General features: G+C 59.1%; 11 protein-coding genes. 9 read left to right on the top strand and 2 right to left on the bottom strand.

Annotation, left to right across the window (positions count from 1 at the left end; genetic code table 11):
- Positions 1-59: 59 nt before the first annotated feature.
- Together GDN47_RS17340 and GDN47_RS17335 are read right to left on the bottom strand one after the other, a co-directional pair.
- Positions 60-1,397 (bottom strand): sensor histidine kinase, encoded by a 1,338-nt coding sequence (locus GDN47_RS17340; protein WP_152093895.1) that lies wholly within the window; start codon positions 1,395-1,397, stop codon positions 60-62.
- The gene (locus GDN47_RS17335; RefSeq protein WP_113353519.1) at positions 1,394-2,071 is read right to left on the bottom strand and encodes a response regulator; all 678 of its coding nucleotides are present in this window, start codon (positions 2,069-2,071) and stop codon (positions 1,394-1,396) included. The genes GDN47_RS17340 and GDN47_RS17335 overlap by 4 nt, the downstream gene beginning before the upstream one ends.
- Positions 2,072-2,209: 138 nt before the next feature.
- Between GDN47_RS17335 and GDN47_RS17330 the strand changes: the two genes are divergently transcribed.
- The 9 genes from GDN47_RS17330 to cydC all read left to right on the top strand — a co-directional run bounded on the left by GDN47_RS17330 (position 2,210) and on the right by cydC (position 13,554).
- A complete protein-coding gene (locus tag GDN47_RS17330) occupies positions 2,210-3,289 on the top strand; it encodes a glycosyltransferase family 25 protein (RefSeq protein WP_371865520.1) in 1,080 nt (359 codons plus the stop codon).
- A gap of 3 nt (positions 3,290-3,292) precedes the next feature.
- Positions 3,293-4,048 carry a glycosyltransferase family 25 protein gene (locus GDN47_RS17325; protein WP_113353521.1) on the top strand — a complete coding sequence of 252 codons (756 nt, stop codon included), beginning with the start codon at positions 3,293-3,295 and terminating at the stop codon, positions 4,046-4,048.
- 183 nt (positions 4,049-4,231) lie between these two features.
- On the top strand, positions 4,232-6,166 hold the full coding sequence (locus GDN47_RS17320; RefSeq protein WP_152093894.1) for a heavy metal translocating P-type ATPase: 1,935 nt from the start codon (positions 4,232-4,234) through the stop codon (positions 6,164-6,166).
- 141 nt (positions 6,167-6,307) lie between these two features.
- Entirely contained in the window at positions 6,308-6,619 is a 312-nt protein-coding gene (locus GDN47_RS17315; RefSeq protein ID WP_113388846.1) for a hypothetical protein, read from the top strand.
- Positions 6,620-6,710: 91 nt separating this feature from the next.
- Positions 6,711-7,415: a CBS domain-containing protein gene (locus GDN47_RS17310; protein WP_152093893.1), complete on the top strand. Its 705-nt coding sequence runs from the start codon at positions 6,711-6,713 to the stop codon at positions 7,413-7,415.
- Positions 7,412-8,728: an NRAMP family divalent metal transporter gene (locus GDN47_RS17305; protein ID WP_113353525.1), complete on the top strand. Its 1,317-nt coding sequence runs from the start codon at positions 7,412-7,414 to the stop codon at positions 8,726-8,728. The genes GDN47_RS17310 and GDN47_RS17305 overlap by 4 nt, the downstream gene beginning before the upstream one ends.
- Positions 8,729-8,948: 220 nt before the next feature.
- The gene (locus tag GDN47_RS17300) at positions 8,949-9,650 is read left to right on the top strand and encodes a CBS domain-containing protein (protein ID WP_152093892.1); all 702 of its coding nucleotides are present in this window, start codon (positions 8,949-8,951) and stop codon (positions 9,648-9,650) included.
- 458 nt (positions 9,651-10,108) lie between these two features.
- On the top strand, positions 10,109-11,869 hold the full coding sequence (cydD, locus tag GDN47_RS17295; RefSeq protein WP_152093891.1) for a thiol reductant ABC exporter subunit CydD: 1,761 nt from the start codon (positions 10,109-10,111) through the stop codon (positions 11,867-11,869).
- Complete coding sequence (cydC, locus tag GDN47_RS17290; protein ID WP_152093890.1) at positions 11,866-13,554, top strand: thiol reductant ABC exporter subunit CydC; 1,689 nt, start codon at positions 11,866-11,868, stop codon at positions 13,552-13,554. The genes cydD and cydC overlap by 4 nt, the downstream gene beginning before the upstream one ends.
- Positions 13,555-13,627: the final 73 nt, after the last annotated feature.

Raw genomic sequence — 13,627 nt, 5'->3', positions numbered from 1 at the left:
GACTGCCAAGCCTTAGCTTTCTGCCAAGATAATCTTTGCGGAACATGAAAGCTCCATTCTCAGACCGCTTTCCGATGGATTGGAAATTCCATGGTCGCGGATGCTCCACCCTCCGGCAAATTGGTGAGTTTGAGATCGCCTCCGTGGGCGATCATTGTCTCCTTCACGATTGACAGGCCAAGGCCGAGACCACCTGCTCCGCTGTCGGGTTTGCCGACAACCGCCGCCGGCTCGAGCCATCGGACGGGATATCCTGGGCCGGAATCAGAGACCGTGATGCCGCCTTGAAAGATCGTCACCCTGATCGTCGTGCCCGGAGGCGTGTGGTTCAGTGCATTCTCAATAAGATTGCGCAGGGCTCGAAAGATGAAATCAAACGCGCCGCTAACCACGACGGGCTCTAAGGGCGACTGCAATTCGATGTCGCGGCCCTTGGAAAGAATGACCGGCGCAAGGAATGCTGCTGCCCGCTGTCCGATATCACCAAGATCGACCCGGTCGCTCGCCTCAAAATGCAGGCCACCGATCCTGACGCGATCGACCAATTGACCGACCAGTCGCTCTACACCCTCAAAATCTTCCTCGACTTTCCGTGCGATTGCATCTTGCGAGAGCGCAAGGCGAGCCTTGATAATCGCGAGCGGCGTCCGGAGCTCATGGGCAAGATGGCTCGAAAACTGCTCAAGTGACAGAAAACCCGCCTGCAACCGATCAAGCGCCTCGTTGACCGCGCTCACCAACGCCAGCACGTCCTCCGGCATCCGGGTTTCCGTCAGTCGCGCGGCTATGCTGGAGGGCCCGATTTGCCGTGCCTCCTCCGCCGCCTGGCTTAATGGCTTCAGCGCGAACTTCAGCACGAGGATGTTGACCAGGAGAAGAAGACAAACGAATGGGATCCATATCCACGCGATGTCAGTGACGAACTCCTCCAACACGGTATCGAAAATGACGTGCTCCCGCGGGAAGGCGATTTGCACGAAATGCATGGGATTAGTGCCATCAAGCTGCATTGAGATGCCAAAAAGGGCCCTGACCTTGCCGTGACTCGGGAGCAAAAAGTACCGAACTTCCTGCTTTGAGACAGGAACTAATGGCTGCTCCAACGTCTCCGAACTGGCAAGAACCCTACCTGTATCGGTCACTATGGCGAATTGTCCACCCAGTTCGTTGATTCGGGCTTTCAAGGCAGCTGCCGGCCCGCCTGTAAGTTGCGGATCCGAGGTGAACTGGCGCTGCATGTCTTGCGCGAAAGTCGAGAGCGTCTCTTCACGAAAAGCATCGTTGGCCGCCTGAAAACGGACGTACAAGAAAAGAACACTCGCACAGACTGCAACCAGTGCGACAATAGACATCGCAACGACGAGGCGCCTGAATAGCGTCAGTCGGCGAAATGTCATGAACGTCCCTCCGTCAGCATATAGCCGACACCTCTCATGTTATGAATATCGATCGCAGCGCCCGCAGCCTGGAGCTTTTTACGCAATCGGTGGATGAGAACCTCGACGGCGTTGGAGCTCAGTTCCTCGCCGAAGCCATAGATCGATTCCTCGACCTCGCCCTTGGAGAGGACCCTGTTGAATCTCCGAAGAAACAATTCCAGCGCGGCGAACTCGCGGCGGCTGAGCTGCAGTTCGGTCTCCCCGACTTTGGCAACATGCTGTGAAAGATCAAGATGGACGTTGCGCTCGCTAAGGATCGTATCGTGGCGGAGGGCTGGGCGACGCATCAAGGCACGAACGCGCGAGATCAGCACGCCCATAACGAAGGGCTTGACGAGATAGTCATCGGCACCGCTGTCGAGCGCATCGATAATCGAACTTGCGGCATCGCGCGCCGTCAGGATGAGAATAGGCGTTGAGGGCGCCCGGCGACGCACAGGTTCGAGCAAGGACAGGCCGTCGCGATCTGGCAAGCCGAGATCGAGAATGACCGCCTCATAGCTGATCGTGGAGATAGCCTCCTCGGCATCGCTGGCTGAACCGACCCAATCGACAGCAAAGCCATGCGAACGCATTGCCTCGCTTGTCAGCGATGCGAGCTTGGCATTGTCTTCAACGAGCAGCACGCGCATGAGCCAGTCCAAAACTTTGGCGTTGATCCGTAGGGTGACTTAAGCGCAAAAGCCTCTTTGTTCTTGGCGAATTCGAGGCACGCCTCTTGGCATCCGTTTTGCGGCACCCGCCTCGATCCCGCGGCATCGCGGGTCGCGATGTCCAATTCGATATCCCGGCGGCAGGCGAACGAGAAAAGCCTCCATATCACTCCCGCCTGGGCGATGGGCTGGGCGCTCCAGCTAAACTTGCGCCGGAAATCCAACCTGAGGGCTATTTTCACTTTTTTGACAAGTTTCTGTAAGCCGCCCGTAAGCCAGGCCAAACAATGTCCGCTCCGACAAACACAATCGCCACCATTCCTGTCGGAACGAGCGCCCAGCATGAATGACAAAGATCTTAGCGATCTTCCCATGAAGACTTACCTCATCAATCTCGACCGTGCTGCTTATCGGCTGTCCGCCATGCGGGACAAGCTCGATAGTATACAACTGCCGTTCGAACGAGTTGCCGCCGTCGACGGACAAGCGCTTGAATTGCCCATCAAGGACTTCCGCGAGGGAGCCTACAGACTTCTGCATGGAAGAATGGGCAATCTCGCAGAGGTCGGCTGCTACCTCAGCCATATTGAATGTGCAAAGCGCCTGCTTGCCTCGGAGTCAGAATTCGCCCTGATACTGGAGGATGATCTCGAATTTCCCGCCGACTTGAAACAACTCTTGAGGGCCGCAATCGAGGCGAACGCCGATTGGGACATCCTGCGGCTTTCGACGGTCAATCGCGGTCGCAAATACCCGTTTGCCGACTTGACGTCCCAACGCTCCCTTGCCGTGGCGCTTACTCGCGAGAAAGGATCGGGCGCCTATCTGCTCAACCGGCGAGCCGCCACGTGGTTTGTCGAAAAGCTCGTTCCGATGCGTTTGCCGTTCGATCTTGCCTTCGACCTTGAATATCTGGCGGGCCTGAAGGCCGCTTTTGTCTTTCCCGTGCCGATCAACCAGGATACCGGATTGCCGTCCCAGATCCAGGCCAAACGCCGAACCTATCATTTGCGGCGATGGCGCCACGTGACTGTTCAGCCCTATCGCGCATGGCTGGAAGCGTCGCGCTTTATATGTCGTCTTCGGCAATTGACGTGGCTTTTGCTGAAGCATGCCTTCTTACGAAGAATGGACAGCCTTTCCTCAGGAACCCGCACAAAACCCTTGTCATTGACGGATGGGAGCAGGGGTGACTGATCAATGGTTGTTTTACCCGAGAGCCTCGGTGTCTATGTCATTAACCTGGCTAGATGTGTTGACAGGTGGAAAGCTATCCGCTCGCAGGCACTCGCCCATGGTATTCATATCATACGGGTTCCCGCCATTGACGGGCATAGTGTCGCTCCCACGGGCTATGTCGACGTCGATCACGCCAGTTTTTTCAGACATGGCGGTAGACAATTACTGCCGGGCGAGTACGGCTGCTACCGAAGCCACCTGCGCGCCGTGGACATGTTCCTATCCAGCACATTCGAGGCATCCATCGTTATCGAGGACGACGTGGAAATCGTCGGCGATTTGCTGGAGCGGACCTCGCAGATACTTGCCGCGGCGCCGACCGCTGACATCGTCAAGCTGTTCAACCACAGGATCCGCGGGTTCCGGCTGCTCACCACGACGATTTCTGGAGATGAGATCGGCCGTTGTTTGCACGGTCCCCAGGGATCCGCCGCATGCTACATCGTCACCCGCAACGGTGCGCGGGCGATTGCCTCAGCAATGCGGACCATGATCCTCCCCTTTGATGTCGCCTTGGAACGTGGGTGGGACCACGGCGCCAATATTCTTACGGTGAGAGAAAACATCGTCGAACTCGGCAATCATAGCCAAAACACGCAGATCGGAACCAGAGCCGACTACAGGGCGATAAAATTCTCGGAAGCACGACGATTACCGACGCATGTTCTACGCGCGCTGGACTATTCACGACGGATTAAATATGCGCTCGAGATTTGACCAACACACCATGAATCGCACTGCGGAGCGGAAGAAGCGATCTATTCGCGGCTTTTCATAAAATTCGCATCTCTCGGACGGGTCGCATTGAGGCGGATCAATGTCTGATCGAAGGAAACAGTTCTAATCGGCCGATCGAGTGCAACGTCATATCGGATACAAACTCAGCCACCGGAGCCAAGGATGACATTCTCCAGCGTGACTAGCACGGTAGTTTTCCTGCTAAAAACCAGTGGGTCATCTTTGGTGCTGATTGCGGCATTCGGGCTTTTGGCAGGCTTTACCCTCATATTGATCGACAACGTCGCGCTTGCCTCTCTTGTCTGGGCACTCGCCACCTTGCCGATCCTGGGCGCGTTGTTGCTGCAGACCTTCCGTTCCTTGCATCACGGCGATTTCGGGTTGGATATCGTCGCCGCCCTGTCGATGGCGTTCGCCCTCTGCTTTGGCGAAAGCCTTGCAGCCAACGTCGTCGCGCTGATGTATGCAGGTGGACAGATGCTGGAGGGATATGCGTCCGGCCGCGCAGCCCGTGAGATGACGTTACTGATGGGACGAGTGGCACGAACTGCATTTCGCTATGTTGGCGATCGGTTGGAACCAACTCCTATCGAGAAGATTGTTGCCGGCGACCACATCATGATCCGTCAAGGCGAAGTGCTGCCCGTCGATGGTATTCTTCTGTCTCCCCGCGCCATTCTTGACGAGTCTGCGTTAACGGGAGAGCCACTCCCTGTGGATCATCGAGCTGGTGAAGAGGTTCTCAGCGGCAGCGCATCGGTAGGTCCTGTCTTTACCCTCAAGGCACTCCGCCCCGCCTCTGAAAGCACATATGCTGCGGTTGTGCGCCTCGTCGAGACGGCCCAGAAAAGCAAGGCGCCGATGGCGCGCCTTGCGGATCGCTATGGCCTGGCATTTTTGCTTATGACGGTAGCGATAGCGTTGACGGCCTGGCCGCTGTCCGACGATCCGCGACGTGCTCTTGCCGTTCTCGTCATCGCCACGCCCTGCCCGCTTATCCTGGCCGTACCGGTCGCGCTCATGTCGGGCATCTCGCGCTGTGCCACGATAGGCTGCCTAGTCAAAGACGGTGGCGCCCTTGAAGCCTTAAGCCGCGTACGGGTTGCTGTCCTGGACAAGACCGGCACACTCACGCACGGCAAGGCGCAAATCGTGGCGGTCGGCTGCAACGCTTGGATCGATAAGGACGAGTTGTTGCGTCTTGCCGCCTCCTTGGATCAAGCATCGAGCCACGTCATGGCTGCCGCTTTGATCACGGGAGCGCAGGAGCGCAATCTGCGGCTCTCGCCGCCGACCAATGTCGAGGAAGTCGGCGGACTGGGGCTTGAAGGAATGGTCGACGGACGCCGCGTCGTGATCGGTGGTAGCCGCTTTGTGAAAAGCCGAAGTGTTCGGGGCACTTCCCAAGACCTTGAAGATCATCATCGATCCGGTGAAGCGACGGTGACAGTCGCAATCGACGGCGTTGTCGCGGGAAATATCATCATGGCCGATCCGGTGCGCGCGGAGGCTATCAGCGTTCTGCAGCGATTGCGCAGCGCCGGAATCGCGAAAATCGTTCTTGCCTCCGGCGATCGCCTGGATGTTGCCTCGCATGTCGGCAACATCCTCGGCATCGAACAGGTGCTCGGCGAGCAGACACCGGCTTCAAAAGTGGAGGCCGTTATTGCGGCTAAAAGCTTCGGTCCGGTGATGATGGTGGGTGACGGCGTCAACGATGCGCCGGCACTTGCGGCGGCCGACGTAGGTGTTGCATTAGGCGCGCGCGGGGCGGCGGCCTCTTCGGAGGCGGCAAGCATCGTACTGCTCGTGGACCGGCTTGATCCCTTGGCAGCCGCCCTTGTTGTCGCCCGCCGGACTGTTGCGATCGCCCGCCAGAGCGTGGTTGTGGGACTTGGCCTTTCGGTTGCCGGCATGATCGCCGCGGCATTCGGCTATTTACCGCCGCTGCACGGCGCTTTGCTTCAGGAAGTCATCGATGTCGCCGTTATCCTGAATGCATTGCGTGCGCTTGGCCCTTCCAAATCGGAGGATGGTCCATACAGCCAGTTCGCGAATATACCGACCAGCCCTGCCTCCAAGACGCAATTATCCTGAAGCACAGATCGCCGGATCACATCACCACGCCGCTCCGCGTCTCGTCGGGAAGATCCTTCCCCTCATTGATTCTGATCAATGCCGCAGCGGCGAATATCCGCAGACTGCTTTCTGCAACCAAACCCATGAAGGAACAAACCAATGCTGAGAGCCAAACGCGACAGCCTGGGCGGTGCAGCCTCTAAAGCCATTCCCTCCCTCGGCGAGGTGGAGGGCCGCATGATGGTTCTTGAACTCATCGCGCAGACGGCGCTCACCCGTCTGATACGTCTTCACGATATCGAAGAGAGAGCAGATCTCATCAAAGCAATGCGGCACGCCATCGATCGCAAATGCCATGACGCCAGACTGTGCGGAACCGACACGAAATCCGCTGAGGAATATGCGGAAGAATTGCTGGCCTCGGCCCAAGAGCAGGCGATCGTTCTGGAATCAATCCGAAACGATGCCTGAGGATGGCATCGAGCGGCTTCTGGCGTGCCTGCGATTCCGTGGGCGTCACTATAGCGGGAATCCCTAACGTAAGTGAAGATGGAGAGTCGTCGTGCAAGCCAAGGACATCATGACACGGAATGTCATCACAGCCACTCCAACGATGAGCGTCCGAAACGCGGCGCTGCTCTTGCGCGCCAATGATATCAGCGGTCTTCCCGTGATTGACGACAATGGCGAGGTCTGCGGCATCCTGACCGAAGGGGATCTCATGCGACGCGTCGGCGACAATTGGGCGTCGTCGGCCAAAGACGGACCAGAGCAATACGATCGGCATGGTTTGAACAGTTATATTCAAATTTACGGCTGGTCGGTTGGCGAGGCGATGAACCGTGAGGTTATCAGCGTTACCCCCGAGACGGATGTCGGGCGGATCGGCAACCTGATGCTGTCTCACAAAATCAAGCGAGTTCCTGTTATCAGCAACCATCGTCTTGTCGGTATCGTCAGCCGATGCGATTTGATCAATCTAGTCATCGACGCGCCTGGTCGACACATCGCTAAGGGCGATGACGCCATAAAGCTCGCCATCAAGACCAGGCTGGCCGCGGATCTTGGGATTGATAGCAACAAGATCGACGTCGCCGTCAAAGACGGCCAGGTACAAGTCCAGGGAATCGTCGAGTCCAATATCCAACAAAAGGCGATCCGAACGCTTATCGAGGGAATTCGAGGAATCAATGGATATGTCGATCGCACGACGCTCCTGCCTTCGGACGCCGTCAGCGTTTCAACGACGCGAGATAGCGGCCAATGAGTCAGGAACTCGTCACCGTTGGACGATCCTCGTGGCGATCGCGATTGTCGGGTCGTCTTGCTCGCCTACGAGAGCACCCACTCGCGAGTTTGGGTCCAGGCCTGATCACCGGTGTCGCCGACGATGATCCGAGCGGCATCGCCACGTACTCCCAGGCCGGAGCGCAATTCGGTCTGAACATGCTATGGACCATGCCGGTGTCATTTCCGATGATGGCGGTCGTCCAGGCGACGTGCGCAAGGATCGGTCGTGTGACCGGGCAGGGCCTGGCGGCGAACATAAAGACCGCATTTCCACCGATGGTCCTCTATGCCGTCGTTTTCTCGCTCCTGATCGCCAATATTCTGAATATCGCCGCCGATGTTGCCGCCATGGGCGAGGTCGCGGAGCTGGTGACAGGCTTCAACCGGCACCTGATGACAATGTTCTTCGTTTTCGGAACGCTCGCGCTTCAGGTCTTCATCCCATATCACCGCTATGTCGCGTTCTTGAAGTGGCTGACAATTTCGCTCCTGGCCTATGCGGCGGTCCTTTTCACCGTCCACATCGACTGGCAGCAAGTCGCCTTGAGGACGATTTGGCCAAGGATCACTCCGACGTCGACCTATGCCGCGGTCGTCGTCGGCGTCTTCGGTACGACGATCAGTCCTTACCTCTTTTTCTGGCAGGCATCGGAAGAGGTGGAGGAGATGAATGCCGCTCCCGGTTCAGTGCCTTTGTCCAGAGACAGTGCGACAGCTCCCAAGGAACTTCGTCGTATTGGCTGGGATACATGGAGTGGCATGCTCTACTCCAATCTCACGGCTTTCTTCATCATATTGGCGACCGCCGTGACGCTCAATGTCGCCGGCATCACGCAGATCGACACCGCCGCGCAAGCAGCAAGCGCGCTGCGGCCGCTAGCCGGACCCTTTGCCGCACTTATCTTCGCGCTCGGAATACTGGGCGTCGGTCTCATCGGCGTGCCCGTTCTCGCGGGCTCGGCCGGCTATGCACTTGCCGAGGCCATGGGATGGAAATTCGGCCTGGAACGCAGTCCAAATGACGCTCGGGGCTTTTACGGCGTGATCGCCATAAGTGTGCTGCTGGCGCTGATCATTCAGTATTCGCCGATCACTCCGATGAACGCATTGTTCTGGAGCGCTGTGATCAATGGTCTGCTCGCCGTCCCGCTCATTGCCGTCATTCTGCTGCTGGCGGCAAACCGCAAGATCATGGGTCCATACACAATCGGGAAAGGGGCCGTATGCATCGGCTGGGGCACGGTCGCCTTGATGGCGGTCGCAGCCGGGATGATGCTCGTTCCACAATAGGCTTCTAGTGGAGCTCTCCAGCCTTGGTCAATCGAAGTTACCGGGTATCTCTCAAACAGACGCTTCAATGTCGCACAAAACGGCTTGCCGATGATCGCTACTAGCGTCGCTCGTTTGATGTCGATCAAAGCGTGGCAATCGTGCGCTGTGTAACCTTGTCGGCATGGAACAACCCAACCCCTATCGGCACCGCAAACCAAATCCATCGCCGGAGAAGACCATGCTCATTCAAGAAATCATGAACGCACCAGCTATCACCGTAAGCCCCAAAACATCCGTTGTGGATGCGGCGACGATCATGCTCGACCGTCACATCAGCGGTCTTCCAGTCGTTGATGCCGGCGGAAATATTGTCGGCATTGTCAGCGAGGGCGATTTCCTTCGCCGCTCGGAATTGCAGACGGAGCGCAAGCGACCCTGGCTGCTCGAGTTTCTAACCAGCCCCGGCAAGCTCGCTGACGAATATGTTCTTTCGCATGGCCGCAGCATTGAGGAAGTGATGACGTCGGAAGTTGTCACTATTGCTCCCAATGCCTCGCTCTCGGTTGCCGTCGACCTGATGGAAAAGCATGGGGTCAAGCGCTTGCCCGTCGTCGTACAAGGCAAAGTAATCGGAATGGCCTGCCGATCAGACCTCTTGCGCGCGCTGGCCAACATGCTGCCAAAGGAGAAGGGACAAGCCAGCGACGATCAGATCGCCGAGGCCGTCATTGCCGAGCTGTCCCATCAGGACTGGAGCCAGAATGGCTTCATAAAAGTCAGTGTTCACAACGGCGTCGTCGAATTGTCGGGTACAATCTTCGACGAAAGAGAGCGACTGGCCGCCAAGGTGGCGGCGGAGAACGTGCCAGGCGTCAAGTCCGTTACCGACCAGATCACATGGATCGATCCCTATCTCGGCGTTGCCATGCCGGCGGTCTGAACAACGCAATCTCTATAGGCGCAAGAAAGACGACATGGAGGGGCGGCGAACGAATAGCTCGACGCCCTGCCTTGGCCGCCGTCTGGATTCCTCGGTCACCCAAAATCGGCTGCTGATGACGACCAAACGTTTCCCGCACCGACGGAGACCGTGCCTAGCAAGACCCGTCTGTCATAGTTTCTCGAAGTTGACCTAGGTCAAAGCTGAAGCGTCACGGGCAGGTTACTAAACGTCAAGTTCACCGTGCAGACGGTCAGACAACCCAAAAATCTCGCACCGGATGAAGTGCGTTTTAGAATCGTCTAAAGGCACTAAAGCGACGGAAATCACCATGAGCCCTGCGCCTCTCGTCCAATCCTTTCCCAGTCATCTCGGGCTTGTCGAGGCAGCTAAGACGCCCGCCGTTTACTCGAGGGCACGCGCATGAGCGCCAACCCCATCGACAAGAGGCAGGCACGATGACCACCGCATTCTTCAATACGGGATCGCAAGTCAGACGAGAGGCGGAGACCGACCGCACCTACAGCTCAATCCCACCGTCTTCCACAAAAGACCGGTCGCCAAGGACAATGCGTGCCAAATTGTCACGGGCCGCTCTCGTGCAAACGCTGGCGTCACTCCTCTGGATTCCTCAAGCAGCCTTGCTTGCCAGTGGAATAGGCGTGATCGCTGACAGGCATAGCATGATGGCAACGGCGGTAAGTGTGCTGCTCGTCTTTCTTCTTGGCACCTTGCGTGCCGGACTCGATGCCTTGGGCGGACGTTTGGCTTTTCGAGCCGCGCGCGCAGAACTGAGCCGGCGGCGCGATATTGCAGTTGCGGCACTCGCCGCCCGATCGCCACTGGACAGCGATCGTCCAGCGTCCGGTCTCGCAGCCAGCCTGATCGCCGAGCAGGCTGAAGCCATCGTGCCCTATCTTGCTCGCTTCCGGCCGGCGCGACTGAAAGCAAGTGCCGTCCCACCGGCCATCCTCATCTGTGTTGCGTTGGTCTCCTGGATAGCGGCCCTCGCTCTGCTCCTTACGGCACCACTGATCCCCGTGTTCATGGCCCTGATCGGCTGGCGAGCCAAGGCGTCAAGCGAACAGCAACTGGCCGAGACCGGCGGACTCAATGCTTTTCTCCTCGACCGGCTGCGCGGCCTTGCCACTATTCGCGCGCTCGGCGCCGTCGATCTCACCGCCTTGCGATTGCGGGCCGATGCAGAACAGCTCAAGATGCGCACCATGGCGGTGCTGAGGATCGCCTTCCTATCTTCCGCGGTGCTTGAGCTGTTCGCCGCGCTGGGCGTTGCCGCAATGGCCGTCTATGTCGGCTTCAATATGCTCGGCGCGCTCGATGTCGGCACCTGGTTCGGCAGATTGAGCCTGACCCAAGGTCTGTTCATTCTCCTGCTGGCTCCGAGCTTCTTCGAACCTCTGCGAGAGCTGTCGGCGGTCTGGCACGACCGGGCGGCCGGAGAGGCAGCCCTGGAAGCTCTAGACGCCCTATCCGGCGCTGGCACGAGGTTGCCGGGCCGGCGCGATGAAAAGGTGGAGGAAACCAGCCGCGAGCATACATTGCCTTCAATCAATATCAGTCGGCTCTGTTTCCGGCACCGGCCCGAACAAACGCCTGTTTTCCATGATTTCGGCCTAACGATCGCAGCCGGTGAGCATGTGGCTCTCCTGGGAGAAAGCGGTGCTGGCAAGACGACCATGCTGTCGATGATTGCCGGTCTCGTTCCTTCGCAGAGTGGAATGATCCACGTCGGCGGGCGGCGGCTTGATGATATTTCCGCGTCCGCGGTCCGACGGCGCATGGCCTGGATCGGGCAGCGGCCGCATATTTTTGCCGGCACGATGACCGGCAACATCACGCTCGGCCGCCCCGAAGTCAGCCCGCGCGCGGTACAACAAGCGATTGACCTTGCCCATCTACGGCGAATTGTGACCCAGCGCGGCGCCACGTCCATCGGCGAAGGTGGGGCGGGTCTGTCCGGCGGCGAGGCCCTCCGGCTAGCGATTGCCCGTGCCGCCGCGGCCCCGCATGTTGACATCATTCTCGCGGACGAGCCGACCGCACATCTCGATACCGAAACCGCACGTGAAGTCACCGATGCGTTATTGGCAATTGCTCGCGGGCGGACACTCGTTGTCGCCACACATGACCCCGTTCTGGCCGCAAGAATGGGTCGGGTAATCCATATCGACGCATCGGTCCGGGAGGAAGCCGCATGACGTCGACATTCTCCACTCTTTATCCCATCTGTCGGCTTTTCCTGGCAGCGCGGGGACGCGTATTGTTGCTCGGCGCGCTGCTGTCGGCCCTCACCGTGCTCGCTGGCATCGCCCTGCTCGGGCTCTCGGGTTGGTTCATCACGGCGACGTCGCTTGCCGGCCTGACGGCGACGGCCATTACCTTTGATGTCTTTGCCCCGTCCGCCGGCATCAGGCTGTTGGCGATCCTTCGCACTGGCGCGCGCTACGGCGAGCGGCTGACGACCCATGACGCGACGCTCGGCGTTCTTGCCGCTCTTCGCGAAAATCTGTTTCGCGGTTGGGCAGCACCTGGGGCGGCAACGATTTTGATGCAGAGGCCTGCCAAGCTGCTTTTCCGGCTGACGGCGGACATCGATGCGCTCGACTCCCTCTATTTGCGCGTTCTGGTGCCGGCTACCGTCGCCATCGTCTCCGCCCTGGCGGTCAGCATCGCGTTGATGCTGCTCTCGGTCCCGTTCGGGCTGCTCGTTGGCCTATGGCTTGTCGCTGCCGGTCTTGGCATTCCGGCCCTTGCGGGACGCCTGGCGCTGAAACCGGCGCGACAGCGGGCGCGCGCCATAGAAGCACTGCGCTCGCGTGCCATCGATCTCGTCGCCGGACAGACCGAACTCCTCATGGCCGGGAGATTGGAGACACAATGCGCGGCGCTCGCTGTCGCCGATTATCGTTTACGAAAGGCAGATGATACGCTGAACCGGATCGAAAGCGGTGTTGTCGCCGGCTTCGGCTTCGCCTCGGCCGCGTTGCTGTCCGGCACTTTGCTGGCGCTCACCGCCCTGGCAGAACGCGGCCTTATCGGTGCGCCGATTGCCGCTCTCGGCCTGCTGGTGGCCCTTGCAGCGCTCGAACCCTTTGCAGCGCTGCGCCGTGGGGCGCTGGAACTCGGCCGCACCATGCTTGCTGCCCGTCGCATTTCACCGCGTCTGGAACAGGTTGCCCGGGCCCCCGCGCATCAGATGCCGCCCGCGGGCTTGGCCGTTCGGCTCTCCGGCATATCCGCACGGTATGACGCAGCGGCGGTGGCTTCGCTTGAAGATCTCGCGCTTTCCCTGACACTGGGCGAGCATCTCGCGGTGATAGGCCCGAGCGGAGCCGGAAAGTCGACGCTGCTTGCCATCCTAGCCGGCGAACTCGCCATCGAACGCGGCGTGGTCGAAACCGTTCCGGCGACAATGCTCCCCCAACGCACGGAGCTGTTCCAAGACAGTCTGCGAGATAATTTGCGCCTTGCTGCCCCGGACGCAGACGATGAGATGCTCTACGCGGCGCTTGCGGATGCCGGCCTCCTGCCAGACGTGCAGGCCCTACCCAAAGGCCTTTCCACGCGCCTCGGCGAAAGCGGGCTTGGCTTATCCGGCGGGCAATCCCGTCGCCTGGCGCTCGCAAGGCTCCTGTTGCGCGATACGCCGCTCTGGCTTCTCGATGAGCCGACGGAAGGCCTCGACCGCGAAACCGGACGTGATGTCATGCACCGCATCGCCGACCGCAGCCGCGGCCGTTCACTGATGATCGCCACGCATATTCGCCGTGAAGCCGAGATCGCCGACCGGATCATTATTCTTGAGAAGGGCCGCATCGTCGCGACCGCGCGGCGGGGAGAAACCGAATTTGATGCAGTGCTCGCCCGACTGAGGCAGGACTGAGACATCTGACCGATCAATCATAGCCAAGGCCGTTCAAGGCCGCGGCGCATCAACCACCTTTTGGAGCGTGGGG

The sequence above is a fragment of the Martinezella dioscoreae genome (assembly GCF_009176305.1).
Taxonomy (GTDB): domain Bacteria; phylum Pseudomonadota; class Alphaproteobacteria; order Rhizobiales; family Rhizobiaceae; genus Rhizobium; species Rhizobium dioscoreae.
This window is presented reverse-complemented; position numbering and strand designations above follow the sequence as displayed.

What these genes read in the sequence shown, in the direction of transcription:
- GDN47_RS17315 (WP_113388846.1), top strand. Translation starts at nt 6,308, where the DNA reads ATGCTGAGAGCCAAACGCGACAGCCTGGGCGGTGCAGCCTCTAAAGCC.
- GDN47_RS17325 (WP_113353521.1), top strand. Translation starts at nt 3,293, where the DNA reads ATGGTTGTTTTACCCGAGAGCCTCGGTGTCTATGTCATTAACCTGGCT.
- GDN47_RS17300 (WP_152093892.1), top strand. Translation starts at nt 8,949, where the DNA reads ATGCTCATTCAAGAAATCATGAACGCACCAGCTATCACCGTAAGCCCC.
- GDN47_RS17330 (WP_371865520.1), top strand. Translation starts at nt 2,210, where the DNA reads ATGTCCAATTCGATATCCCGGCGGCAGGCGAACGAGAAAAGCCTCCAT.
- cydD (WP_152093891.1), top strand. Translation starts at nt 10,109, where the DNA reads ATGACCACCGCATTCTTCAATACGGGATCGCAAGTCAGACGAGAGGCG.
- GDN47_RS17320 (WP_152093894.1), top strand. Translation starts at nt 4,232, where the DNA reads ATGACATTCTCCAGCGTGACTAGCACGGTAGTTTTCCTGCTAAAAACC.
- GDN47_RS17305 (WP_113353525.1), top strand. Translation starts at nt 7,412, where the DNA reads ATGAGTCAGGAACTCGTCACCGTTGGACGATCCTCGTGGCGATCGCGA.
- GDN47_RS17335 (WP_113353519.1), bottom strand. Translation starts at nt 2,071, where the DNA reads ATGCGCGTGCTGCTCGTTGAAGACAATGCCAAGCTCGCATCGCTGACA.
- cydC (WP_152093890.1), top strand. Translation starts at nt 11,866, where the DNA reads ATGACGTCGACATTCTCCACTCTTTATCCCATCTGTCGGCTTTTCCTG.
- GDN47_RS17340 (WP_152093895.1), bottom strand. Translation starts at nt 1,397, where the DNA reads ATGACATTTCGCCGACTGACGCTATTCAGGCGCCTCGTCGTTGCGATG.